A 25,565-nucleotide genomic window follows, 5' to 3' on the forward strand; every position below is an offset into this window, starting at 1 on the left:
AGTATTACTTCCAAGTTATGAAGAATACAAAGAGTTAATTGCCTTGCAAAAGACTCATGCCCAGACTTTGAAATAACTTGGTTTTAGCTTAGGAAGTTGAAATCCTCGTTATGCTGTTTTTTTACTATATGAGAATAATATTTTGGCGCGTTTATGACTGACAATATATTTGAAAAAAAATATTTGCGAGAAAAGCAAGCGCGGCGCAGTGCCGAAAGATATCTTGAAGAAAAGTCATTGGAGCTCTATCAGCGCAATCTAGAATTAGAATTTTTAAAAGAGAATTTAGAAGAACAAGTTGAAGCAAGAACCAAGGAGGCAAGAGCAGCAACTGAAACTGCTAATCTAGCCAATCAAGCTAAATCACAATTTCTAGCAAATATGAGCCACGAAATAAGAACGCCATTAACGGCAATTATTGGATTTGCTGAATTAGTGCTGCGTGAAAATTTAACTGAAGAAACAAAAAAACACCTCACAACGATCATTAATAATGGTAGGCACTTAACAGAGTTGCTAGGTGAAATATTAGATATAGGTAAGATTGAAGCCCAAAATTTAGTCCTAGAAGAGCGTCGTTTCGATTTATCGCTATTATTGGCTGAACAACGAAACTTGCATCTGGAAAGTGCCAATTCTAAATCATTAGAGTTAAATATTGATGTTAGCTCAGGCATGCCTCAATGGATTGTTGGCGATCCAACCCGCATAAGACAAATTTTGCAAAATTTATTATCTAACGCAATTAAATTTACCTCTGAGGGCAAAGTCGATTTTAGCATCAAGACTCATTGGCAAACTTCAGAAATAGAATTCAAAGTAACAGACACGGGAATGGGGATTTCTGATGAACAGCAAAAGAGGATATTTGATAACTTTAAGCAAGCCGATGACAGTATAAATCGTAAGTTTGGTGGTACTGGCTTAGGTTTAGGTATAGCCAAGAATCTATGCAAATTAATGGGTGGGCAGTTAAGTGTCGTTTCGCAACTCGATCAAGGGAGCACTTTTACTGTACGTATAACATGTTCTGAGATGAAGGGGATACTTCATCAATTACCTAACAAAACTGCCTTACAACAAGCTTATATTAAACCGATTCCAAAGCTACATGGCCGCATATTGCTTGCAGAAGATACGCAAGTAAACCAAGAGCTCATTACTTATCATGTAGAAATGACAGGCGCAGAGCTTGTGCTAGCCGAAAATGGTCAACAAGCAATACAAAAGGCAATAAGTGAGGAATTTGATTTAGTTTTATTAGATATCCAAATGCCGGTTTTAGATGGTAAGGAAGTTATCAAAGCACTAAAGCAAATAGGATACCGGAAACCAATTTATGCACTAACTGCTAATGTAATGCAGAGTGACGTTACAGAATATCGAGCTTTAGGGTTTGAAGAGACTTTAGCTAAACCACTCGACCTAGCAAAGTTTTTTGAGGTTTTACAAAAGCATTTACCAGAAGCGGGCAATCAAAATCTTGAATCTGAGGCTGAAAGAGCCTACGAAGAGCGCTTGAAAGAATTGAAGCCGATGTTTATCGCCTCTTTAGTTCAACATTTGAACGAAATTAATAATGCGATTTCAAATAACGATATGCTAAAAGTAGGTAACATACTGCATGTTGTAAAAGGTATTGGAGGCAGTTTTGGCAACGATCGACTTTCTGATTTAGCAAATGAAGTCATGGTGAAAATTAGGCTCAATCAATACGAGACAGCAAAACCGATGCTAGAAGAATTGTTAATTAATATTGAGAACATCATTAAACAAGAGGCAGGGGATGAGTAAAGTAACTAATATTTTGTTAGTTGACGATGTGGAATACAGTCGAGAGCTGTTACGAAGTGCTGTAATTGCTTCAATCAACGACGAAAAACTACCTTTAAGGCCTCAGTTTTTTCATGAGGCAACGACTAAAAAAGCACTTGAACTTTTAAACTTAAAAGATATTCACTTAGTTTATTTAGATATCAATTTAGTGAATGAAAATGGATTAGAGTTATTAAAAAGCATCAAGGAATTTTCTGCCGACATCTCGGTCGTTATGGTGTCAGGAGAAGGCTCTAGTGCTAATGTTATGTCAGCAATTGAGAATGGAGCAGATGGTTTTATTGTCAAACCATTCAACACTGGGCGCATCGTTGAAACTTTACATAAATATCTTAAAAAAGGACATTCAAAATGAAAGGTGTCGTTTTTACAGAGTTTATGGACATGGTTGAGGACGTATTTTCATCTGAGATGCTAGAGACCATAATTGAACAAAGCGAACTACCGAATGGGGGCGCCTATACTGCCGTAGGTACTTATGATCACGAAGAAATCGTGCGAATGACAGTCAGTCTTAGTCAGCAAGTCAATATCCCTGTAGCGCAATTGCTCGAGAGCTTTGGTCAACATTTATTTGGAAGATTCGTTATTAGTTACCCAGCTTTTTTTGAGAATGTGAGCCATCCATTTGATTTTCTGAAAAATATCGATTCATATATTCATGTTGAAGTGAGAAAGCTTTATCCCGAGGCTGAATTACCGCGCTTTTACCATGAGCAAGAAGATGCAAATACTCTCATTATGTATTATTTATCCTCACGGCATTTCGAAGATCTCGCCGTTGGACTCATTAAAGGATGCCTTCAGTTTTTCAAGGTTGATGGTTTGGTCAATAAAGAAAACGCGATATATAAAAGCCAAGATGCTGTGAAAATAACTATTCAACTGTTGAGTTAGCTTATGTCAATCAGGCTTAACAACCAGCAAATCACAAGGCATTGCTTTGGCTAACTCAACAGCGGTATCACCAAATATTTTGTCAAAATAATTCGTGTCTTCATTGTTTCCAATAACGGCAACTTCAGCATTTATTTCGGCTGCGGTGTTCGCTAATGCTTCGTCTGGTATCCCTTCAACGAAATGTAAAACATCATCTGATAATGCAAATTCGTTGATGTAGAGTTTGAGTTTTTCAGCGTGTTCATCTTTCACTGAGGCTTGGCGTTTAAACCCCTTACTACCGTTGAAATCGATACGCATGCTGCCAACTTCACCGTAAAAACAATCGACCACGTGTAATTCAGCTTCCAGCGCTCCAGCTAACTTATCGCTGACGGCTAGGATTTTTTGATTCAATAGGTGATTATTGAGATCGTCATCGCTCATATCGACGCAACAAAGGACTTCTAGCGCGTCGTCCCAAATCCGAGGTTTGACAAGCCACAGTGGTAATGGGCATTCACTGACAAAATATTGATCTAAGCCACTTCTAAAAAGTTGTTTAAATTCACTTTGCAGGTATGGCGCTTTTAAAACGAGATCGTAATCGCAATTTTCTAAGATTTTAGCGATAGCCTCAGATGGTTTGGATTGCCAAGACATGATGGTGTTGTTTAGATAATCACTTGCTTCCCATTTCGTTAAGGTCTCATGGACTGCATTATTTTTTTGCTCGACTATTGCATATAAATCGTCTTGCATTTTATCGCGATGCTTTCCGGTCATGACTCTATGATAAGAAATGAATAAGGTCATTCTTGCAGACAGGACGCGACAAAGTCGGCTGGCTCTGGCTAGGGGAATAGTATGATCTTCGTTTGATTCAACAACTACGAGAATATGTTTATACGCTTTTATATCCGTTTGCATCATGAATCCTTTTTGACTTACTTAACTAGGAAGGAAGTAAAAAGAATAAGACACATATGTCATCTACGCAAACTACAAAGGAATTAAGTGACTTTAAGACAAGAGCTTGAATGTATAGAAGACTTCTGCAAGCCTTCTATACTATTAGCTTTTAACGAATTTATACATTGCTGTTATTCGCTGAGGATAGCAATTCATTGCAATCACTCACTGGTGCAGGTTTGCCATGAAAATAGCCTTGTGTGCAATCCACGCCTATCTGCTTCAATACAAGATATTGCTCTTTAGTTTCCACACCCTCAGCGATTACTTTTATCCCAAGTCGACTTGCGAGCAATTGAATACTCTCAATTATTGCTCTATCTTTCGAACCTGCATCAATCCGATTCACGAAGCTACGATCTATTTTCAAGGTATCTATAGGGAAGCGAGTTAAATAATTCAACGAAGAATAACCTGTACCAAAATCATCAAGATGAATATTGACGCCTATTTTTATTAGTTCGGACAAAATCTCCAAGGTCTTCTCAGTATCATGTATTAAAACTCCTTCGGTCACTTCTATATTGAGACAACTAGGAGCTAGTGGGTATTTATCAAAAAGCGCCTCAACACGTTCAACTGTATTAAAATCAGAAATGAAATCACTTGAGGCATTACAATTAATCGTTAAATCTTTACGTTTATAGGTTTCTTGCCAAGTGACAAGCTGGGAAATAGCGCTTTCCAAAACCCAAAAATCGATATTAGCAATCAAGCCCATATTTTCCGCAGAATACAAAAAGTTATCAGGTGTGAGTATACCCCGTTCAGGATGTGCCCATCGCACTAATGATTCAAAGCCAGAAACAAGGCCCGTTTCGAGCTTAATGATAGGTTGGTAATAAACGGTAAACTCCTGATTTTCATATGCATGAGTTAATTCATTGCGCAGTCGTAATTCATCTTTTGCGTTTTGATGCATGGCGGCATTAAATATTGCGTAATTGCCGCTGCCCTGTTGTTTCGCTGAGTACATTGCACTGTCGGCATCTCGAAGATAATCTTCTGCGGTGTTCGCATCTTTGTTAGCTAAGACAATACCCACACTGGCGCTAATATTTATTTGTTCGTCACAAATAGAAAACGACTCTGATAGCGTTTTATTAATCCGCTGAGCGATGTCGATAACTTCCACCTCATGCTCAAATTCTTTAACAAGTACACAGAATTCATCTCCGCCAAAACGAGCTAACACATCGGTGTCTCGCACGTACTGTTTAAGTCGATTGGCGATCAGTTTCAATAAGTCGTCACCAGCGAGGTGACCCAAGCTATCGTTAACAAGCTTGAAGCCATCAAGATCAAGGAAAAGTACGGCAAACTCGTGTTCCGGATGTCGGTGTAGCAAATGAATTTCTTGTTCCAAGAATTCAATCAGTAACATTCTATTGGCTAAACCGGTTAGTGGGTCATGATAGGCTAATCGATTAAGCTCCACCTCTGCTTTTTTGCGCTCTTCAATATTTAGACTTTGAATAAAGGCATATTCTGGACTGCCATTAGAGTCGTTTTGAACAGATACATTAATTATGCACCAGCAATCACTGCCGTCCTTGCGTTTAAATAAGCGCTCACCTTCATAGGATGTCAATTTACCCTTGATAATATCAGCTTGTTTTTGTTCGCTAATAATTTGAGCTTCAGTATTTAATAACTCCGAATACTTCATATTTTGTAATTGAGATTCTGAATAACCTAACAGTTTTGCTAGGTTTTCGTTGGCTTCAATAATATTGCCGTCTAATGCGACAATGGCCATTCCGATAGGTGAGTGTTCAAATGCGTTCTTAAACTTATTTCGATTCCGAACAATTTCACGATCACGTTTGTCGATGCGCTTTCTCATTTTATTGAAGCTTCGTGCTAAACGGCCCAACTCATCGCGTCGCTGTTCATTTAATTCACTTACAACCTCGCCTTTTGAAATGGCCATTGTGGCCTGCGTGAGTTCTATCAATGGGATGGCGATTTTCTTCTTCATTATGCTGTATAAAACAAGTAGCTCAACAATAAGGCCTAGTAAGCCAATCAGAAAGACAATAACAGCAGTGCTAGTCGCGAGCTTTGTTAATATTGAGGAAGGCACGACATAAACGTAATACCAGTCTGGACCATCTAGTTTTGTCGCAAATACGTAGAGTCCTAATTCGTCGAGTTCAATGGCGCTACTTCTATCTCCACTGATAACTGCCTTATAAATAGTTTGTAGTTGTTCATCTCCCTCTTGATCTATTTTAAAGCTGCCGGAGTTTTCTTTTAGTTTCGTTAAATAGCGCGAAGAAGCGATAAGATCACCATTAGAACGGAATATAAGCTTATAACCGTTCTCATCACTTTCTAGTGTTCGAGATATTAGTTCATCTAAGGCGATATCGTTGCCGATTGTCGCAATGTGAGAGTCATTGTTATAAACCGGTGTTTCAACTGAGACCATCCAAAATTGAGCTTGCTGGTCCCAATATAATCCCGTCCAGGCACTTTCGCGGCTGGGGTTATTCTCAGGTGTAGAGATTGAGAAGTATTCTTCTTGGCGTATGTCGAAACTACCCTCTAATCGATTTACAAAATCTGGAATTTCAGGCCAATAGCTACTGGCAAAATTCTCAGGGCCAAGAATGTAGGTATTGATAAATCGATTGCGCCAGCTCTTACCGTACTCAGTATTTAATTGCGTAAACAAAATGGTTCGGTGCTTCACATCTTCAGTGAGTTCAACGCCTTGCCCGATCCAAGCGCCAGCTTCTCTCGTGCCATCAAATAATTCAGGGTTACTGCGATAAGCACCATCTTGTTGTTTCACCATTAATTGGGCAAAAAGTGCTGCACTTTCCTTCGCATCTTTGCTTTTGTATTGCTCTATTAGCTCTGATTTTAAAAGCTGGTGGTTATCTTCTGCTAGCTTGAATATTTGGCTTTCTCGCGCGCCGCGTTGCAGAGTATCTGTGCGCAATTCGGTTAACTTACTTTCTTCAAGAATACTAAAAAGGTGCCAATAACTGACTAAAGTGAGTAGAGTGATAATTATAGCAATTCGAATACCAACACTAATTAAAGTCTTGGAAACGATAGACTTACTATACGATTGCCATGATTTCTTCATTTCTGCCTTGAAGTTTTAAAATTGTGCGAGTTTATTGAAATCGCTTTGAGTCTCTAATTATCCTAACTTAAGGTTGAGCATTTTGCCAGTTGATGACGCATACAAACATCCACAATATACTTAAATTGCGCTAGTTCGATTTTAATGATAAGTTTTTGCCGCAAAACATATTTATTGCAAACATCGCCCGAACTTTATGTATGAATACGGAAGTTCAAAGCAGTTACTAAAAAAGGAAAATTCATGAAAAATCATTTGATGGCATTATGCGTATTGTCTGTAGCGTTTATTTCAGGTTGCTCTACATATGCTACTAATCGTTACTCTATCTCTGCAGATAATGTAGTGGCACTTAAAAATGTGGCAGGCAATAAAGTTGCAGTAGGAGCATTTGGTGCAACGACACCAGGGGTGTCGTCTATTATGTGCCGCGGTGTTGGTCCAATTAAGACTCCTGATGGCGAGTCTTTCGAAAACTTTGTTCGCAATGCACTTATTTCAGAAATGAAAATTGCTGACGTATACAGCGATGATGCAGGTGTAAAATTGACTGGCAATTTAGATAAAATTGATTTTAGTTCAGCTTCTGGCAAATGGACGCTAGGCGTAACGTTGAATTCATCGAACGGTAATTCATTGTCAGTGACTGAAGACTACGAATTTACGACCAGTTTTTATGGCGAAACAGCTTGTAATCAAACTGGGCAAGCTTTGATGCCTGCTGTGCAAAATGTTATCACGAAACTAGTAAGTAATCCTGAGTTCACTACTCTTGTGAACTAAGTTTTCATCTTTTTAGAAGGGATTAGTGCCTCGGTATTAGTCCCTTTTTTATGCCCGCTCGATCTTAATGTAGGATTACCAATTAGTATGAAATGGGGAAGTAAGAGCTTGCGAATCATCATGCCTTTAATCTTAGTAACTCTGCTAATTTTGTTCTTCACATTTAACACGTTTACTCCAAGTTCTTCTAAACAAGTAATGCAGGAACGCGATCCCAAGCTCCTCGATTCACAAGCTAAATCTTTAACAAGCCAAACAGAAAGGACGCCTCAATTAATCCCGACAGTCGACCTCGCTTCAAGTGAATTCATGCCAGAAAAAACCAGCGCTACAAATGGACAATTGATGGAAATGAAACGGCCAAATTGGAAGTTAGAGGAACCATTCATTACTCACGTCGAAGGTTTAGAAATAGAGGCTGCAAAGGGAGACAATATAGCAAGGTACGTTCTTGCGCTAAACTTAAGATATTGCTACTACAGTCCTTTAGATACTGAGTCATTGGAAGTGAAATTGGAAGAAGTTCAGGGTTACAGCGATGGCGATACTTCGGCTGATCGTATTAAAGAACAATACGAATATTGTGCAGGAGTAGAGCAGGAGCAACGTAGCCAATTTTATACTTACTTGGAGAGTGCCGCGCTTGATGGGTTCGTAGCTGCGCAAGAGGAAGTAGGGAGTATCACGTCAAAGTTCTTTATGCAGTCGCAAGGTTATGAAAAACTTGAAAGAGACGCGTACATTCATAAACGAGATAGTTTTATTCAACAACAAAATGAGCTACTTGAGCAAGCAGCAAAGAACGGCAGTGTTAAGGCATTAATATCGCTCTCAAATATACATCATTCTCAAGCAATGGGCGGCAACAGTCAGATAAAGTCCTTCGCGATCAATCAATTGATTCTGGAGTTAACTAAAAGTAATCAACTTTACAATCGTTACTCATGGTTTAAAGAAAAGCAATACAAACAACTTTCGCCTGAGCAAGTAGAAACGGCTATTAACATGTCGGAAGAATGGCTAGAGATAATTAACAACAATGGCACTTTGTATCTGAGTGAGTGATGTGAAGATTTATAGCATCCGCTTCAAGGTATCATCCTTCACAATAAAGTGGTGAAATAAGCCTGCTAAGGCATGAAACCCAATTAAGAAATAACCCACTTTGCCAAAGGTTTCATGGATCTCTTCAACTTGATGTGCGAGGTCTTCGTTTTGAATATCGAGTAATGGAAGGTTCATTCCAAGCACAGCTATATCTTTGCCTTCAGCACTGATTAATACATATCCTAATATCGGCATCGCGATCATGAGTACATATAGGGCAATAAACATTAACTTCGATACTACTTCCTGAAACTTACCGTACTTTTCTCGCTCAAAACTGGCTGTGCGTATTCTGGCAATCAAGCGCCACCAAACTAAAGCAAAAATAGAAAATCCAAACATATAATGGACAACCTTTATCAGTGCCCTCGCATCACTACCTCGTTCAAGTACAACTCTAAGTTCAATGCTGGCATACGCTCCAATCAGCAATGCGAGCATAATCCAGTGTAGGTATATGGAAATAGGAGAGTAGCCTTTTTGCATTGTGATAATCCTTTTTAATGTTTTCTAACTGGTCATTAACAGACACCGTTATCCGACATTTCTTAATTTATGTCGATTTCACTATTTTATTACTGTAACTCAAAATTCATAACGAAATTTTGATCTTGATCACTTGTTAATTTTCTAATGCGATTACAGTAATTGTCTTCAATCTTTTGTATCGCAAAATCAATGCAGTATGAATTGACAGCATACACAGTCGTATTAACGGCTATGCTTCACAACAATTTGCTGCAGTTGTTCAATAAGGGCTGACCTTTGCTTGAAGGCAAATACAATTTCACGCATTAAACGCAGTCCTTCAATTGGTCTATACACAAGCTCTGTCTTATTGAGTATCTCAGGATGTGCGGGCACGAGTGCGCAACCTAAACCCGCCTGCACCAATCCTAGTGCGTAGTCGATAGTTTGTATTTTTGCTCGAATATCCACTGTGTAACCTGCCAATGCCAGGGTGTCATTTAATGTATTCCATGCAACGCAAGGAGTTCGTTGTATAAAGGGGAGCTTATCAAGGTCGCTCAATGTGATGCTTTCATTCAGTGATAGAACGTGGTTGTAAGGCAGAGCTAGTAAATAGTCTTCTTTCCAGATCGATAGGTATTGTTCGCTTTCATCGATATCTTCTTTCATGATAATGCGCGCGTCACATGCTTGCGAATGAGAAACTAAAGTCAGTTCCATGAGTTCTTGGGAGGACGTAAAGTCTTTTAATAGTGCACTCATGCGCTCTACACCCAGCCCTTTCGTCACGCCCAGTAAAAACGATTGTTTGCGACTATCTTCCGTAAACAGTTTTTCAATTGCGTCGGCCTGACCCAATAACTGCTGCGCCAAAGGGAAAAGGCGTTCGCCAGTATTAGTGGGTGTGACACCACGAGCATGTCTGTTGAACAGAGTTGTTTTTAAGTTTTCTTCGAGTTGAGCAATCGCGAATGAAATGGAGGGCTGCGCAACAAAACATGCCTTAGCTGCAGCACTGAAACTACGTTCTTGATAAACAGATACAAAATACTTAAGGCTTCGTAAATCCATAGATACTCATGTGATGTTGGAGTATAGTCAAAAGCTATAGTAAATAACTATGACTGATAAAGAAAATATATATTTTAACTTTGGCATAGTTTTATTTAGTATCGATTAATAAGCAATAGCTCATAAAATACAGTTCGCGATAATACAGTCAGCGATAATACAGTCAGCGATAGAACAGTTCGCGATAGTACAGTTCGATAATTACGAGCTTGATTAAATATAAAGGTGCATTGGAATGTCTACAGAAACAAATAATAAGCCCGTTTTTAATTGGGAAGATCCGTTAAATCTTGACTCTTTATTATCGGAAGAAGAGCGCATGATTAGAGATAGTGCTCGTCAGTATTGCCAAGAAAAGCTAATGCCAAGAGTGCTGATGGCAAACAGAACTGAAACATTTCACCCTGAAATTATGACAGAGTTAGGTGAACTTGGGCTATTGGGTGCAACCATTCCTGAAAAGTACGGTTGTGCTGGTGTTAACTACGTCGTTTATGGCTTAGTTGCAAGAGAAGTCGAGCGAGTAGATAGTGGCTACCGAAGTGCCATGAGCGTGCAGTCCTCCTTAGTAATGCACCCAATTCATGCCTACGGCAGTGAAGAGCAGCGCATGAAATATTTACCAAAACTTGCAACGGGTGAATACATTGGTTGTTTCGGTTTAACTGAACCTGACTCAGGCTCTGATCCCGCAAGCATGATAACTCGTGCTGTTGCAGTTGATGGCGGCTATAAGCTTACGGGTGCCAAAATGTGGATCACTAACTCACCCATCGCTGATATTTTCATTGTTTGGGCTAAGCTTGATGGTGTGATTCGTGGTTTCATACTTGAGAAAGGTATGGAAGGCCTTAGTGCACCTAAAATTGAAGGTAAGTTTTCCTTACGCGCTTCAATTACAGGTGAAATTGTTATGGACAATGTGTTCGTGCCAAGCGAGAACATGCTACCAAACGCAAAAGGCTTATCAGGACCATTCGGCTGCTTGAATAAAGCACGCTACGGTATCGGTTGGGGCTCATTAGGAGCAGCTGAATTTTGCTGGCATGCCGCTCGCCAATACACGCTTGAGAGAAACCAATTTGGTAAGCCATTAGCATCCACTCAGCTAATTCAGAAAAAATTAGCGGACATGCAAACAGAAATTACCACTGGTTTGTTTGCATGCTTGCAGGCGGGTCGCCTTATGGATGCCGGCCAATTACCTCCTGAAGCGATTTCCCTAATCAAACGTAACTCTTGTGGTAAAGCACTCGATATCGCTCGCGTTGCCCGTGATATGCACGGCGGTAATGGTATCAGTGATGAGTATCATGTTATTCGTCATGTAATGAACTTAGAGGCTGTGAATACCTATGAAGGAACGCACGATGTGCATGCGCTGATCTTGGGTAGAGCTCAAACCGGTATTCAAGCATTTTTCTAAAAAAGTGACTTGAGCACAGTTCAATTTTTATCTGGGTGAGTTGATTAACCGCGAGCCCAGGTATGCCATCTACCCTGGAGTTAGCATGTCTAATCGTAATCAATTGGTAAGAGATAATTTTATCAATTTTGTTCGAAGTGGAAACCTGCCTGAATCGTCAATTACTTTAACACCGAGTGAGGTTGGCCTGAGCAATAGCGACTTGGTCGATCTGTTTGAGACTCAGGTGATGAGCCGGCATTTGGATCTGCAATCCCGCATTATGCAAAAAAACGGGCAGAGTTTTTATACCATTGGTAGCTCCGGACACGAAGGCAACGCAGCTTACGCTAAAGTATTTCGTCCTAGCGATATGGCATTTTTACACTATCGAAGTGGTGCTTTCTATATTCAGCGCAGTAAGCAAGTGAATGGGCAAACGCCTCTTTACGATATGCTTTTGTCTTTTGCCGCTTCAAAAGATGATCCGACATCAGGCGGTCGTCACAAAGTCTTGGGTAGCAAAGCGCTTTCAATTCCGCCACAAACAAGCACCATCGCTTCGCATTTGCCTAAAGCAATTGGCGCAGCATACAGCATTCCCTTGGCAAAACGCCTCGAGTTTGAAGGGAAGATTCCAGAAGATGGGCTAATTGTGTGCAACTTTGGTGATGCCTCATCCAATCATTCAACCACTCAAGGCGCGCTCAATAGCACCGCATGGGTGGCATACCAATCCATTCGCGTTCCCATCGTGTTTGTTTGTGAAGATAACGGTATTGGTATTTCTACCGCGACTCCCGACGGCTGGATTGCGGCAAACTATAAAAATAGAGCAGGTCTGCATTACATCTACTGCGATGGCTTAAATTTGCTAGATACCTATCACAAAGCAAAACAGGCAGAGCACCTCGCTCGCAAGCATGGCAAACCCGTATTCTTGCATATGCGCACGGTAAGAATATTGGGTCATGCAGGCTCCGATGCTGAATTTGTATATCGCAAAGTCGCTGATATCGAAGCGACTGAGTTCCAAGATCCGCTTCTGCATAGTGCTAGAATTTTACTCGAAAATAATATTCTCAGTGCAGAGGAAATCATTCATATTTATGAAAGTACAGAACGTCGTATTGCACACATAGCTGAGCGCGCTGCAAGTAAAGCAAAGCTAGAAAGTGCAGAAGAAGTGAAACAAAGCATCATCCCGCCAGCTTCTTCAGTTAACGCAGTGACAAAGTTTCACAAGCCAAGAAGCGAGTCTGACAGGATGGCTTTGTTTGCGCATGAGAAGCACAACCTCAATAAAAAGCAGCACTTGGCGAAATTGCTCAATTGGGCTTTACTCGACCTGATGGCTGAAAACGAAAACATGGTGATGTGCGGTGAAGATATTGCTGCCAAAGGCGGGGTTTATAATGTCACCAGTAAATTGTCTGAGCGCTTCGGTAAAAAACGGGTTATTAATACTGTACTAGATGAGCAGTCGATTCTAGGTTTGGCTATAGGTATGGCACACAACGGCTTTTTACCCGTGCCTGAAATACAATTTCTTGCTTACGTACATAATGCCGAAGATCAAATTAGAGGTGAGGCGGCAACATTACCGTTTTTCTCTAACGGTCAGTTTAGTAATCCAATGGTCATTCGGATTGCAGGTTTAGCTTATCAAAAAGGCTTCGGCGGGCATTTCCATAATGATAATTCGTTCGCCGTTTTTCGTGATATTCCAGGTTTGATATTGGCTTGTCCATCGAATGGTGCTGACGCTGTAGAAATGATGAGAACAAGTATCGCGCTGGCGAGAGAGCAACAGCGTTTGGTTGTATATTTAGAACCAATCGCTTTATATATGACTAAAGACTTGCATGAAGAGGGTGATGGCTTATGGCTGTCTGAATATGTCGCACCTTCAGCGGATGGATCAGAGAATGCATTAGAGAGTAATCTGTCGGTCAGTGTCTACGGAAAGGGTAAAAGTGTTTGTATTCTCTCATATGGAAATGGTTATTACTTATCGAGACAAGCGGAAAAGATACTAAGCGAACAAGGTGTAGATTGTCGCGTCGTCGATTTATGTTGGCTGGCCCCTTTAGATGAAAAAGGCATTATTGAACAAGCTAAGCAATGCGAGAACGTATTGATTGTTGATGAATGCCGCCAAACCGGTTCAATCAGCGAAGCATTGTTTACTTTGCTTGCCGAATCTGACGCTCAACATGAGAAAGGTCGGGTCAGTCGCATCACTGCTCACGATAGCTTCATTCCTTTAGGCACCGCCGCTTATCATGTTCTCCCTTCTACCAATCAAATTGTTGAAGAAGCCTTGAGAATGTTTGGTGACAGTAAGAAGAGCAATAGTGCTAAATCTAAAAAAAAGGCCGCATCAGCTAAAGTAGGGAGCGCATAATGTCGCAAACAAAACTCAAAAAGAGAGCTGTCGTCATTTGCCCAGGGCGTGGAACATACAACAAAGAAGAACTAGGTTACCTACAACGCTTACATGCTGACAAAGTGGATATCGTCAACGACATTGATGCTTACCGAAAAGGGCAAAAGCAAACGAGTATTCAAGAACTAGATTCCGCAAAGCAATACAATATGCGTGCGCATACTGCGGGTGAGAACGCTTCAGCGCTTATCTATGCGTGTGCCATATCAGACTTTCAGTCAATCAACCAAGATGAGTATGAGGTGGTTGCAGTCACTGGCAACTCCATGGGGTGGTACATCGCACTCGCGGCTGCCGGCGCTTTGAACCCGCTTGCGGCTATTGAACTGATCAATACAATGGGTTCAATGATGACTTCTGGGCTTATTGGCGGTCAAATGATATATCCAATTATTGATGATAACTGGGTGCTCGATCAACAGGCTATTGATATATGTAGTCAAGCTCTAGAGGATGTGAATAACAGCGAAGACTGTGAAGTTTATGTGTCGATTAAATTAGGCGGATACATTGTTTTTGGCGGCAATAAAAGTGGTTTAAAAGCATTAGAAGCAAGCTTGCCCAAAGTGCAAGACCGTTACCCTATGAATTTGTTTAATCATGCGGCTTTTCACACACCGCTACTTGAAGAAATATCCCAAAAAGCAAAATCGACTCTACCTCAAACTCTTTTCAATGCACCCAATGTGCCTTTAGTTGATGGCCTAGGAAAAATATGGCAACCCTATAGTTGTGATCCAAAGGCACTATATGAATATACGCTAGGCGCGCAAGTGGTCGATACCTATGACTTTACCAAAGCAATCGAGGTTGCGATTAAAGAGTTTGCCCCAGATAAACTTATCATACTTGGACCTGGGGCTACCTTAGGGGGCGCTGTCGCACAAAGTTTAATTCAACAAAATTGGCTTGGGATGGAGAGTAAAAAAGATTTTGTTTCTCTACAAAAAACAGATCCCTTTATTCTGGCAATGGGACTAGAGGAACAACGTAAAGAGGTGATTTAGGGATTTGGCTTTCTTATTAATTTTTAATGCATAAAGTATAGCCCAGCGGCGTTATTTGACTGGGCTTTTTAATACCCATCAATAGCGCTACTTTCCTCATCACGCACATCATTTTAATAATTTTTAGCGCTGTAACATAACTGTCATATACCTTTCATATACTAGCCCCGATTTAAAACTAATCCACGGAACTTATTATGAAAAAGCAATTACTGATTACAGCCCTAGCTCTTACTTCAAGTTTAACCATTAACGTTGCACATGCAGCGCGTGACTATATTAATGTTGTTGGTTCATCTACAGTTTATCCATTTTCTACCGTTGTGGCGGAACGTTTTGGAAAGTCTACACAGTTTAAAACGCCAAAAGTTGAATCAACTGGTTCTGGCGGTGGATTGAAACTATTCTGTCAGGGTGTTGGTATTCAATTCCCCGATATCACGAACGCATCACGTAGAATTAAAGCCAGTGAAGTTCAGCTATGTGCTGACAATGGCGTAACCGAGGTAGTGGAAGTTCTCATTGGTTATGACGGTGTGGTTTTAGGTAATTCTAGCAACGCGGATCAAATGGTACTTTCTACCAAGGACTTATTCCTTGCACTAGCGAAAGAAGTGCCAAATCCAGATGGTTCGAAAACTCTGGTTGAAAACCCTTATCAAAACTGGAGCGATGTAAATTCAGCGTTGCCTAACAGAAAAATTGAAGTTTTAGGTCCACCACCAACTTCTGGTACTCGCGATGCTTTCGCTGAATTAGCCCTAGAAAGTGGTTGTAAAAAAATCGATTGGATAGCAGCAATGAGTAGTGACTCGAAAGCCGCAGCGAAAGCAGGTGATCAGAAGTTATCAAAAGACCTCAAAAATCAATATAAAGCAACTTGCCACACAATTCGTGAAGACGGTGCTTATGTTGAAGCTGGTGAAAATGACAATCTAATTGTTCAAAAACTAAATGCTAATGAAAACGCCCTAGGCATCTTTGGCTTTAGCTTTCTTGACCAAAATTCAGATAAAATTCAAGGCACGAAAATAAACGGCTTTGAACCTACGTTTGAAACGATTGCAGATGGTTCTTACCCAATCTCTAGACCTTTGTATTTTTACGTGAAAAAAGCACATGTTGGCGTTATTCCTGGTATTCCAGAGTTCTTGGCTGAATTTACAAGTAATAAAGCATTCGGTGAAGAAGGTTACTTAACTGAAAAAGGCATGATCCCACTGGGTGAAGAAATGCGTGCAAAAGTTAAGACTGATGTGAAAACACTTAAGAATTTGTCCCTTTAAAATAAGCTGTTCTGAGGCACTATGAATACGACCACTCTATTAATTGCCATCCTGTTGTTCATGGCATTTGCCTTCTTCCTAGGAAGAGGGCGCTCCATTGCCGTGAGTGCAACGAATGGAGGTATGCGCAATCTCAACTCTTTACCATCGTACTATGGCACATTGACCGCGCTATGGTGTGGTATTCCCAGTATTTTGATTGTGCTTATTTGGTTGCTGTTTGATGATTATTTTATTCGTCAAAGTGTTATTCAGATGCTGCCTCAAAATGTACAAAACCTATCTGATCTAGATCTTGGTCTAGTAATGAATACGATAGGTAACGTAGCCGAAAGTGGAAACTTAGGTCTATCCAGCGAGCCGCATATACTTGCGGCTGCTGAAAAAATGAATGAGCTGAAAGGCATTAGCCAAATGGCGATAAGCGTTATTTTTGGCTGTGTCGCGGCTATATTAATTGTGTTTTCATGGTTTCGCATCAACCCAAATTTACGCGCTCGTAGCAAAGTTGAAACAGCGTTCAAAATTGGCTTATTGCTGTGCGCAAGTATCGCTATTTTTACTACTGCCGGTATTGTGTTATCAGTACTATTTGAATCAATTAAGTTCTTCCAGTCTGTACCTATTAGTGAATTTCTATTTGGTTTAGAGTGGAGCCCACAGATGGCTATAAGGGCTGACCAAGTAGGTGGTTCAGGTGCCTTTGGTTCACTGCCTCTATTTGCGGGTACTATGCTCATTTCAGCGATTGCCATGATCTTGGCCGTTCCAGCGGGCTTGATGGCTGCCATCTATTTATCGGAATATGCAGCACCTAAAGTACGAATGACGGTAAAGCCCTTGCTTGAAATATTAGCTGGAGTACCTACCGTTGTTTATGGTTTCTTTGCTGCTCTTACTGTAGCGCCTTTCATTCGTGAATCTGGCGGTATGTTTGGACTTGATGTCTCGTCTGAAAGCGCATTGGCTGCTGGCTTGGTAATGGGAGTAATGATCATTCCATTCGTATCTTCTTTGTCAGATGACGTGATAAACGCTGTACCTCAGTCTTTGCGTGACGGTTCATTTGGCCTAGGCGCAACTAAGTCTGAAACAATTAAACAAGTCATTATACCTGCAGCCTTGCCTGGTATCGTCGGCGGTATTCTATTAGCCGTATCGCGCGCCATTGGTGAAACTATGATTGTAGTAATGGCTGCTGGTCTTGCCGCTAATTTAACTGCTAATCCTCTTGAGTCAGTAACAACGGTAACTGTGCAAATCGTTACTCTGCTGGTGGGTGATCAAGAGTTTAACAGCCCTAAAACACTCTCTGCATTTGCATTGGGATTACTATTGTTCTTGATAACACTCGCACTTAATTACGTTGCCTTGCATGTAGTTAAAAAATACCGCGAACAGTACGAGTAACTAATGATGAGTAATAATATTGTGGAAAAAACGACAAACAAACCAAGCACGCTGGACCTCGTTAACAAAAATTTGAAAAAGCGCTATCGGGCTGAAAAACGTTTTCGCGCCTATGGCATTGCGGCGATTATATTCGGCTTAAGTTGCTTACTCTTATTGTTCACCGACATTATTAGTAAAGGCCACACCGCTTTTTTACAAACCTATGTTTATTTAGAAGTTGACTATGATGCGGAACGATTGGAAATATCCGACGTACAGGATGGCAATCAATTAGCTGCGGCTAATTACACCGGTATCATTAGAGCGTCACTATTAAAGCAATTCAGCGATGTTAAAAGTCGTAGCGATAAACGCAGCTTGTATTCATTAATTAGTAACGGTGCAGGCTTTACATTGCGTCAAAAGTTAGAAGATGATCCCAGCTTGTTGAATCAGACTGTCGGTGTATGGTTGTTGGCGGATGATGACTTTGATACTTACTATAAAAGTCGCAGTGACGAAGACGCATTTACAGGGCGTATGAAAGACAAGCAAATTGCTTGGGTTGATACGTTAATCGCCAATGAGCAAATAGAAAAGCGTTTCAACACTACTTTTTTTACCTCAGGGGATTCACGAGAACCTGAACAAGCAGGGATATTTGGGGCAATGATGGGCTCGCTATTTACATTGCTCGTGTGTATTGCGCTCTCTTTTCCTGTTGGTATTGCGGCAGCGGTATATCTTGAAGAGTATGCGCCTAAAAACCGATTCACCGATTTTATCGAAGTGAATATCAATAACCTAGCTGCTGTTCCTTCCATCATATTTGGTTTGCTGGGCTTGGCAATATTCATTGGTTATTTTGAAATGCATCGCTCCTTACCTTTGGTTGGTGGCTTAGTGCTCACACTCATGACCTTGCCGACAATTATAATATCGAGTCGTGCTGCAATTAAGTCTGTGCCACCATCCATTCGTGATGCGGCTTTAGGTTTGGGAGCGTCGAAAATGCAGGTGGTATTGCATCATGTATTGCCTTTGGCAATGCCTGGCATGCTTACGGGTGCCATCATTGGCTTTGCTCAGGCACTTGGCGAGACAGCTCCTTTGTTAATGATTGGTATGGTTGCCTTTATTGTTGATATTCCAGGCGGCGTGACTGATCCCGCTACAGCATTACCCGTGCAGATCTTCCTTTGGTCTGACAGTCCAGAACGTGCTTTTGTCGAGCGCACTTCTGCAGCAATCATGGTGCTGCTAGCATTTCTTATTTCTATGAATACATTGGCCATTTGGCTTCGTAAACGCCTTGAGCGTCGTTGGTAAAGTTGGAGAACTATTGTGCAAACAGCTATTAAAGATAAAGTAAAAACCGATAAGCCTGCTGACGTTAATCAAGCAGCGGATATCAATCAAAACGTTAAAAACATGAAAACGGTTGGTACGGCGTTTTCAGATAATGCCAAAATGACCATGCGCAATGTTGATGTTTTCTATGGCGATAAGCAAGCGATCCATGACGTCAGCTTAGACATTGGTAAAAACGAAGTTGTGGCGATGATTGGTCCTTCAGGTTGTGGAAAATCAACATTCTTGCGTTGCATCAACCGCATGAACGACACAATTGAATCTTGCAGAATCTCGGGTGAATTTAGGTTGGAAGGGCAAGATATCTATGATCCTAACCAAGATGTTGTTCCCTTGCGTGCAAGAGTGGGTATCGTGTTTCAAAAGCCGAATCCATTTCCTAAATCCATTTATGACAATGTTGCTTATGGGCCAAGAGTTCACGGATTAGCTTCACGTCGTTCTGACCTTGATGAAATTGTTGAAGGTAGCTTGCGTAAAGCCGGATTGTGGGAAGAAGTTAAAGATCGCTTAATGTCATCGGGTACTGGCTTATCTGGTGGTCAACAACAACGTCTTTGTATCGCACGAACAATTGCGGTAAGCCCAGAAGTTATTTTAATGGATGAGCCTTGCTCCGCTTTGGATCCTATCGCGACGGCTAAAATTGAAGAGCTTATCGCAGAGCTTAGCCAAAATTACACTATCGCCATTGTGACTCACTCAATGCAGCAAGCTGCTAGGGTCTCAAATAGAACAGCGTATTTTCATATGGGTAAGTTAATCGAAGTTAATGACACCAAGCGTGTGTTTACCAACCCTGAGCATGAGCTTACTGAAGCTTACATCACTGGTCGCTTCGGTTAAGAATTGAGGAATTAGCAATGGAAAAAGTAAAGTTAGATAAACATATATCACAGCAGTTCGATTCAGATCTCGAAGCGCTTAAAAGTCAGGTCCTGAAAATGGGTGGCGTGGTAGAGCAGCAAGTCATTGATTCGGTAAAAGCAATTGAAACCGCAGATAGCGAATTGGCTGAAAAAGTGATTCGTATCGAAGATGACGTGAATTCACGAGAGCTAGCCTTGGACGAAAGCTGCATGCAAGTGCTTGCATGTCGTCAACCTGCCGCTTCAGATTTGCGTTTGGTGTTAACTGTGACCAAGATGACTCGAGATTTAGAAAGAATGGGTGATGAGTCACAAAAGATTGCAAAAATGGCGATTTCACTCAATGAGTCGGGCTCTGCTCCACGAGGCTATGAGGAAGTTCGCCACATGGGTAAGCAAGTTCAAGAAATGGTTAATTCAGTCTTAGATGCTTTCGCTCGTTTAGATGCCAATAAAGCCTTAGAAGTTGCTCAAGCTGACAAGCAGGTGGATCGTGAATATAAATCGGCTATGCGCGAAATAGTGACTTATATGATGGAAGATCCGCGTTCAATTACTCGTTCGATGAATATCATTTGGGCATTGCGCTCCTTGGAGCGAATTGGTGATCATGTCGGTAATATCGCAGAGCACATTATATTCCTTGTGCGTGGCTTAGATGTTCGTCATAGCAGTTTAAGTGAAATGGAACGTAAGTTGGAACGCAAGTAAGAGCAAGCTTCTTTTTAAACATTCGTCTTGCCCTTAAAACTAGGGCAAGTCGCTTTTCGTTTGCTGCTAAACGCCACTATCTTGTCCTGTTTACCGTCACTACACTCTGTGCGCTTATAGTCAAACTCTAATAGACTGCAACGAAAAGCGCATGACAGTTTGCTTTCATTTTTAATGAAACGCTCTGCACGAAAACTGCTAAAAATGCTTTAATAGCCGAAGGTTAAGCTCGTAAAGTAAGTTTCAAATTTAGCTTGTTGGTTACCAGGATTAGGAACCGCCCAAATAACATTTAGCTTCCACGTGCCTTGGCGAACCAAGTCGAATGTTGCCTGACCATTGCCGTCAGTTCTGCTCGCTTGTTCTAATCCTTTAGTACCATTTATTGGCATCATGTCGATCAGCGCATTTTCTAGCGGCTTTCCTCTGAATAGCACTTGAACAGGTATCGTATCTTTCGTCGTATTCGCATAAGGGTGCTGTAAAGGGACTATTTCAAGGGTGTGTCCGATCGGTTTTAGCACGTTGTTACTATGCACATCACCTACTTGGATAATCGCTTTGGCCTTTCTCGAATATAATTCTCGCCCATCGTCTTGTTCTTGATTCAAACGTTTACGTTGTTCTAATACTAAGGCTAAGCCCTCTTTTTCAGCATAGCTATTAAACTTTTCCCCAGCTAAGCTACTAAAGCTATGGTAGCTTTCAAAACCCAAAACATGAGTTCCTTTTGTATTTAGTTTAACGTTAGCAAAACCTGCGTTTAGTACGTTACTTGCCACAATACCCGGCATTTGGTCGTTGTATTCATTGTTACCGTATGTGCGCAAAGCAACGATACGATCCCAGTTCAAATTCCAAGAGTCGACTTCTTCAGCATGGCCAACTAAAAACTTGGTGGGAATAGTGACGGGGGCTTCTGGGCTTTGAAATTGGGTTGGACTTAACCAAAAGTCGTGTGCAAATACATTTGCAGCCGATAAACAAGCTAGTAAGCCAATCGATAGTTTGATAGTTGGGCGCATGCGCTCTCCTTGTCTTTATGATTATTAGTGCCGGTGCCTATAAATTTAGGCTATAGAATTAGGAAATAATTCTAAGGTTTATAGCCAAACGTGCGCGCTTAGAGATTGGATGCACTTTTTGAGAAATAAAGTGTAGGTAATGAAAAATAAGGCCTTTGTCACATTGCTATAATAATTCTCGAATATCGTGCCCAAGAACGAATATACTATGTTTGAAAACACTCACGTATTGTGAACACTAGGCAGTCCGTAAATACAAGTACGTCGCCGAAAAATAAGAATAAATTACTGGAGAGATTTTTATGAAGTCGAAATTATTGTTGAGTCAGCAACTAAAAGATTTTGCTTTTAATGATTTTGTCTCTTTAATTTTAAAATGAAATAAAACTGTAACATTATTAATGTTTAATATGCTAAATAAAGCAATAGCTTAAACTTAACAATCAACTTCCTAAATGGGTATCGATATGAAAATGTATAAATCACTGGTTGCTGCGTCCATTATTTCTGCAGTAGCAGCACCGGTTGCCGCTGATCCTACGCTTTACGGTAAAGTGAACGTTACTGTTCAAAACTCAGATGACGGCACAGAGTCTAAAACAGAACTTAAAAGCAATGCTTCTCGTTTAGGTGTAAAAGGGGAATACGAGCTAGATGGCGGCTTGAGCGTTATATACAAATACGAATTTCAAGTTGATGTGACTGACGAGTCAGGTGAACAAAACATTAAGTCTCGCAACCAATATATTGGTTTACGTGGCGCTTTTGGTGAAGTCATACTTGGCCGCAACGATACGGTCTTAAAGCAATCTCAAGGTAAATTTGATATCTATTCAGACCAAGAAGCCGATATTAAGAAATTATGGAGTGGTGAAAACCGCATGAGTGACAGTATCACTTATAAAACGCCAGAGATTAACAATTTCCAATTTGGTGTGAGCTACATAATTGATGAAGATAATGACGACTCAGCTACTTCAATGTCATTAACTTACGGCGACTCAGGCTTGAAGAAGACAGAATATTACGCTGCTATTGCAATGGACAATGAAGTTAAAGGCTACGACGTAACTCGTTTGACCGTCGGCACAAAAATAAGTGGCGTGGTTATTGGTGCGATGTACCAATCACAAGAAGAAGTTGAAACTGGTGAAGATAAGTCTGGTTTCATGTTAAGCGCTAAATATAAAGTGGGCGACTATAGCTTGAATGGCCAATTCCAAACAATTGAAGACGACAGCGGCTTTACCTTAGGTGCAGATCGTAAGTTAGGTAAAAACACTACAGCCTTTGCTTACTACACAACGTTTAACTTTGATATGGATGAAGACGAGTCTTATTTAGCAATAGGCTTAGAACAAAAATTCTAATTATTTCAAAAGACATACCTATATAGGCCATGCGTTGCATGGCCTTTTTTTTAAGTGTTAACGACAATAATTGTTGTTTAACTCATTCAGTAGTTTGAGTATCGTCCACAATAGGGCTTAGCTGTCATATCTTATTTATCTATGCACAAAAACACTTATATAAAGTCTTAACCACTGCCTTGACCCTGTCATCCTCGACCGAATAATAAATGCATTGAGCTTCACGCCGAGTGGAAACAAGTTGATGCTTGCGCAAACTTGCTAAATGTTGCGACAAAGCTGATTGGCCCAACGGAACAAGCAAGTTCAACTCCGATACGCTGCTCTCTTTATCTATTAAGCTGCAAAGGATCATCAAACGGTTTTTATTCGCTAGCGCCTTCAAAAATGTCTCTGCTTCGGTCGCATTCGCAACTAATTGATGTAGATCCACGTTTGTTTCTCCAAAGCTGTATAATAGTGACTATTGTTGACACATTGTAACTTATATATTAGATTTGTCTAATATTAGTAATTTCTAATGTATGTTTGAAATGGCTAGAGTCATAGACTATGTTTCTAGCATAGAACTTATCTTCAAGTGCTGTTTTTACACCACTTAACTTACATCTACAGTTTTAGAGGTATATCAAATGTTAAAAACGATCCCAGAGTTACTGCAAGAAGCTGGCAAGAATGTACGCCGCATTAGTGCTGAATCAGCACAACGTGAACTAGATGAAAACAAAGGTTTAATGATTGATGTGCGAGAGCCTGCCGAACACCAAGCTAAAGGCGCACCAGGAGCAATTAATATTCCCCGTGGCCTGTTAGAAATGAAGCTAATGGAAATTGAGAAAGATCCGGCACGACCTATTTATTTACACTGCGCAACCTCAGCCCGCGCAACTCTATCGGCAGAACAACTTGTAAGATTGGGCTACACCAATGTGAGTGTAATCACTTGCGATGTAGATACAATTAAGAAAGTAACAAGTTAGTTTTACGAAGCCATAATCTTTTATTTCCCCTTAGGAGAAAAACCGAATGCAATCACTACCTCATCAATACAATGTTAGTGCAGTTGGTAAGTCAGACAACAGCCTTGTAGTGAGTATCAATAATCTCGATGACCTAACTGTAGCTCCTCCAGCACAATTTGGCGGGCCTGGTGACCAGTGGTCGCCAGAAGATTTGTTCATGTCTTCAATTTCAAGTTGTTTTATTTTGTCTTTTAGAGCAATTGCTAGAGCCTCGAAATTAGAATGGACTTCAATTGAATGTCATTCAGAAGGGACACTAGATCGGGTTGAAGGTAAAACCAAATTTACTAAAGTTGTCACAACAGCAAAACTAGTGATAGCAGAGCATGAAGATGCTGAAAACGCTGAAAGCCTTTTACACAAAGCCGACAAAAGCTGTTTAGTAGCGAATTCATTGTCAACTGAGATGATTTTAGAATGCGTAGTCTCTAAGTAATAAAGCTTACTTTTTTATGGAATTATGTTCTACTTATAGGATTGCGTTAAAACGCTAAAATTCTATAAAAATAAAGGACTTAGAATGCCAGTAAAATTATTACTTATAGTGACAATGGCACTCATACTAGTAAGTTGTGGATCTGACAGCAGTAAAAAAGCGGTTCCAATTGAGATAGAAAAAGGAACACCGCTTCAGATCCCTGACAATAGTGACGCTGATAATTATCAAATTATTATTTACGGTAATAGCCATAGTTCACAACTGGGTAGTTTGCTTGAAATTCTCATTACAAGTCAATTGCCGAATGTCAGCGTGGAAACAAAAACAGTAAGCGGTACGTTTTTGGATGTCATCGTTGAGCGCGCGGGTAATGTAGAAAAGCTGCAAGAGAAAAGCTGGAGTCACGCCATTTTTCAAGGGCAAAAGTATTCGCAATCAGGCAAAGTGGATTATCCAACCGATGCGGCGCAGAGGATAATAAAGGCGGCGAAGACCTTAGATATCACGCCTATTTTATTTCCAGAGCACCCTCAACGTGGAGATGCTTATGAAGGTAGACGTGTGTATGAGCTTCATTTAGCGATTAGTGCAAAGGAGCCAAGCTGTGTTGCTCCTATTGGATTAATTTGGGACAGGTTGTTGGCTATTATGCCGGATGCGCCCTTGTATCAAATTGATGGCAACCATGCGTCTTATGCGGGTAATGTGCTTACGGCTATGGCCTTTTATGAAATTATTACAGAAGAATTGGCAGATATGATGCCTTACAACGCACAATTAAATTTGAGTGAGAGTGATCAAGCACTCTATGCACAAATTGTAACGGAAGTGATGCAGCAGTATAAAGCGTGCCCTGAGAGTTAGAACGCAGAGTTTCAGAAAGCCCTTTTTTCGCAACGCGAAACTGCAAAGGGGCTCGATAATTAGCTAAATAGACGTCTCAAAATAGGGTTGAAGTATAGTTGCGTTAAGTCTTCTTTCGAAGCATTCAGAGAGCATC

Annotated in this window: 23 protein-coding genes; 17 read left to right on the forward strand and 6 right to left on the reverse strand. The window is 40.7% G+C overall.

Translation table 11 applies throughout. From position 1 onward, the window contains the following. The first annotated feature begins 153 nt into the window (after positions 1-153). Genes ACKLNX_RS03785 through ACKLNX_RS03795 form a run of 3 tightly spaced genes read left to right on the forward strand, consistent with a single transcriptional unit; the run spans position 154 to position 2,733 of the window. Positions 154-1,794, forward strand: a complete 1,641-nt coding sequence (locus ACKLNX_RS03785; protein WP_412971279.1) for an ATP-binding protein — start codon at positions 154-156, stop codon at positions 1,792-1,794. After that, the gene (locus tag ACKLNX_RS03790; RefSeq protein WP_412971280.1) at positions 1,787-2,191 is read left to right on the forward strand and encodes a response regulator; all 405 of its coding nucleotides are present in this window, start codon (positions 1,787-1,789) and stop codon (positions 2,189-2,191) included. Before ACKLNX_RS03785 ends, ACKLNX_RS03790 begins: the two co-directional genes overlap by 8 nt. Next, complete coding sequence (locus ACKLNX_RS03795) at positions 2,188-2,733, forward strand: heme NO-binding domain-containing protein (protein ID WP_412971281.1); 546 nt, start codon at positions 2,188-2,190, stop codon at positions 2,731-2,733. Before ACKLNX_RS03790 ends, ACKLNX_RS03795 begins: the two co-directional genes overlap by 4 nt. A 6-nt stretch (positions 2,734-2,739) precedes the next feature. Here ACKLNX_RS03795 and ACKLNX_RS03800 read toward each other — a convergent pair whose 3' ends face one another. Together ACKLNX_RS03800 and ACKLNX_RS03805 are read right to left on the reverse strand one after the other, a co-directional pair. Next, positions 2,740-3,645 carry a universal stress protein gene (locus ACKLNX_RS03800; protein ID WP_412971282.1) on the reverse strand — a complete coding sequence of 302 codons (906 nt, stop codon included), beginning with the start codon at positions 3,643-3,645 and terminating at the stop codon, positions 2,740-2,742. A gap of 160 nt (positions 3,646-3,805) precedes the next feature. Further along, positions 3,806-6,787, reverse strand: a complete 2,982-nt coding sequence (locus tag ACKLNX_RS03805) for an EAL domain-containing protein (RefSeq protein ID WP_412971283.1) — start codon at positions 6,785-6,787, stop codon at positions 3,806-3,808. 243 nt (positions 6,788-7,030) lie between these two features. Here ACKLNX_RS03805 and ACKLNX_RS03810 point away from each other — a divergent pair, with 243 nt between their 5' ends. Together ACKLNX_RS03810 and ACKLNX_RS03815 are read left to right on the forward strand one after the other, a co-directional pair. Next, positions 7,031-7,570 (forward strand): hypothetical protein, encoded by a 540-nt coding sequence (locus tag ACKLNX_RS03810; protein WP_412971284.1) that lies wholly within the window; start codon positions 7,031-7,033, stop codon positions 7,568-7,570. Positions 7,571-7,657: 87 nt separating this feature from the next. After that, entirely contained in the window at positions 7,658-8,635 is a 978-nt protein-coding gene (locus ACKLNX_RS03815; protein ID WP_412971285.1) for a hypothetical protein, read from the forward strand. 9 nt (positions 8,636-8,644) lie between these two features. Here the strand turns inward: ACKLNX_RS03815 and ACKLNX_RS03820 are convergent, their stop codons facing one another. Together ACKLNX_RS03820 and ACKLNX_RS03825 are read right to left on the reverse strand one after the other, a co-directional pair. Next, positions 8,645-9,163, reverse strand: a complete 519-nt coding sequence (locus ACKLNX_RS03820; protein WP_412971286.1) for a cytochrome b — start codon at positions 9,161-9,163, stop codon at positions 8,645-8,647. A 225-nt stretch (positions 9,164-9,388) separates the two neighbouring features. Then, positions 9,389-10,219, reverse strand: coding sequence for a LysR family transcriptional regulator (locus tag ACKLNX_RS03825; RefSeq protein WP_412971287.1), 831 nt, complete (start codon positions 10,217-10,219; stop codon positions 9,389-9,391). Positions 10,220-10,454: 235 nt separating this feature from the next. Between ACKLNX_RS03825 and ACKLNX_RS03830 the strand changes: the two genes are divergently transcribed. From ACKLNX_RS03830 to phoU, 8 genes are all read left to right on the forward strand, one after another. Further along, entirely contained in the window at positions 10,455-11,645 is a 1,191-nt protein-coding gene (locus ACKLNX_RS03830) for an acyl-CoA dehydrogenase (RefSeq protein ID WP_412971288.1), read from the forward strand. Between the two features lie 85 nt (positions 11,646-11,730). Then, on the forward strand, positions 11,731-14,031 hold the full coding sequence (locus ACKLNX_RS03835; protein WP_412971289.1) for a dehydrogenase E1 component subunit alpha/beta: 2,301 nt from the start codon (positions 11,731-11,733) through the stop codon (positions 14,029-14,031). Beyond that, on the forward strand, positions 14,031-15,080 hold the full coding sequence (locus ACKLNX_RS03840) for an ACP S-malonyltransferase (protein WP_412971290.1): 1,050 nt from the start codon (positions 14,031-14,033) through the stop codon (positions 15,078-15,080). Before ACKLNX_RS03835 ends, ACKLNX_RS03840 begins: the two co-directional genes overlap by 1 nt. 197 nt (positions 15,081-15,277) lie before the next feature. Continuing rightward, the gene (locus ACKLNX_RS03845) at positions 15,278-16,366 is read left to right on the forward strand and encodes a PstS family phosphate ABC transporter substrate-binding protein (protein ID WP_412971291.1); all 1,089 of its coding nucleotides are present in this window, start codon (positions 15,278-15,280) and stop codon (positions 16,364-16,366) included. Between the two features lie 21 nt (positions 16,367-16,387). Further along, the gene (pstC, locus tag ACKLNX_RS03850; RefSeq protein ID WP_412971292.1) at positions 16,388-17,776 is read left to right on the forward strand and encodes a phosphate ABC transporter permease subunit PstC; all 1,389 of its coding nucleotides are present in this window, start codon (positions 16,388-16,390) and stop codon (positions 17,774-17,776) included. 3 nt (positions 17,777-17,779) lie between these two features. Continuing rightward, positions 17,780-19,087, forward strand: coding sequence for a phosphate ABC transporter permease PstA (pstA, locus tag ACKLNX_RS03855; RefSeq protein WP_412971293.1), 1,308 nt, complete (start codon positions 17,780-17,782; stop codon positions 19,085-19,087). A 102-nt stretch (positions 19,088-19,189) separates the two neighbouring features. Further along, entirely contained in the window at positions 19,190-19,975 is a 786-nt protein-coding gene (pstB, locus tag ACKLNX_RS03860; protein WP_412971327.1) for a phosphate ABC transporter ATP-binding protein PstB, read from the forward strand. Positions 19,976-19,992: 17 nt separating this feature from the next. Next, a complete protein-coding gene (phoU, locus tag ACKLNX_RS03865; RefSeq protein ID WP_412971294.1) occupies positions 19,993-20,709 on the forward strand; it encodes a phosphate signaling complex protein PhoU in 717 nt (238 codons plus the stop codon). Between the two features lie 209 nt (positions 20,710-20,918). Here phoU and ACKLNX_RS03870 read toward each other — a convergent pair whose 3' ends face one another. Continuing rightward, on the reverse strand, positions 20,919-21,734 hold the full coding sequence (locus ACKLNX_RS03870) for a DUF4198 domain-containing protein (RefSeq protein WP_412971295.1): 816 nt from the start codon (positions 21,732-21,734) through the stop codon (positions 20,919-20,921). Positions 21,735-22,201: 467 nt separating this feature from the next. Here ACKLNX_RS03870 and ACKLNX_RS03875 point away from each other — a divergent pair, with 467 nt between their 5' ends. Beyond that, positions 22,202-23,104 carry a porin gene (locus tag ACKLNX_RS03875; protein WP_412971296.1) on the forward strand — a complete coding sequence of 301 codons (903 nt, stop codon included), beginning with the start codon at positions 22,202-22,204 and terminating at the stop codon, positions 23,102-23,104. 139 nt (positions 23,105-23,243) lie between these two features. Here ACKLNX_RS03875 and ACKLNX_RS03880 read toward each other — a convergent pair whose 3' ends face one another. Beyond that, positions 23,244-23,537 (reverse strand): ArsR/SmtB family transcription factor, encoded by a 294-nt coding sequence (locus ACKLNX_RS03880; RefSeq protein WP_412971297.1) that lies wholly within the window; start codon positions 23,535-23,537, stop codon positions 23,244-23,246. A 199-nt stretch (positions 23,538-23,736) separates the two neighbouring features. On the opposite strand from ACKLNX_RS03880, the gene ACKLNX_RS03885 reads away from it, so the two are divergent. The 3 genes from ACKLNX_RS03885 to ACKLNX_RS03895 all read left to right on the forward strand — a co-directional run bounded on the left by ACKLNX_RS03885 (position 23,737) and on the right by ACKLNX_RS03895 (position 25,429). After that, positions 23,737-24,084, forward strand: coding sequence for a rhodanese-like domain-containing protein (locus ACKLNX_RS03885; protein ID WP_412971298.1), 348 nt, complete (start codon positions 23,737-23,739; stop codon positions 24,082-24,084). Between the two features lie 46 nt (positions 24,085-24,130). Continuing rightward, positions 24,131-24,562, forward strand: a complete 432-nt coding sequence (locus ACKLNX_RS03890) for an OsmC family protein (RefSeq protein WP_412971299.1) — start codon at positions 24,131-24,133, stop codon at positions 24,560-24,562. Between the two features lie 84 nt (positions 24,563-24,646). Further along, positions 24,647-25,429, forward strand: coding sequence for a hypothetical protein (locus ACKLNX_RS03895; RefSeq protein WP_412971300.1), 783 nt, complete (start codon positions 24,647-24,649; stop codon positions 25,427-25,429). The last annotated feature ends 136 nt before the right edge of the window (positions 25,430-25,565 follow it).

It is taken from the genome of Glaciecola sp. MF2-115 (genome assembly GCF_047250385.1).
GTDB lineage: Bacteria > Pseudomonadota > Gammaproteobacteria > Enterobacterales > Alteromonadaceae > Glaciecola.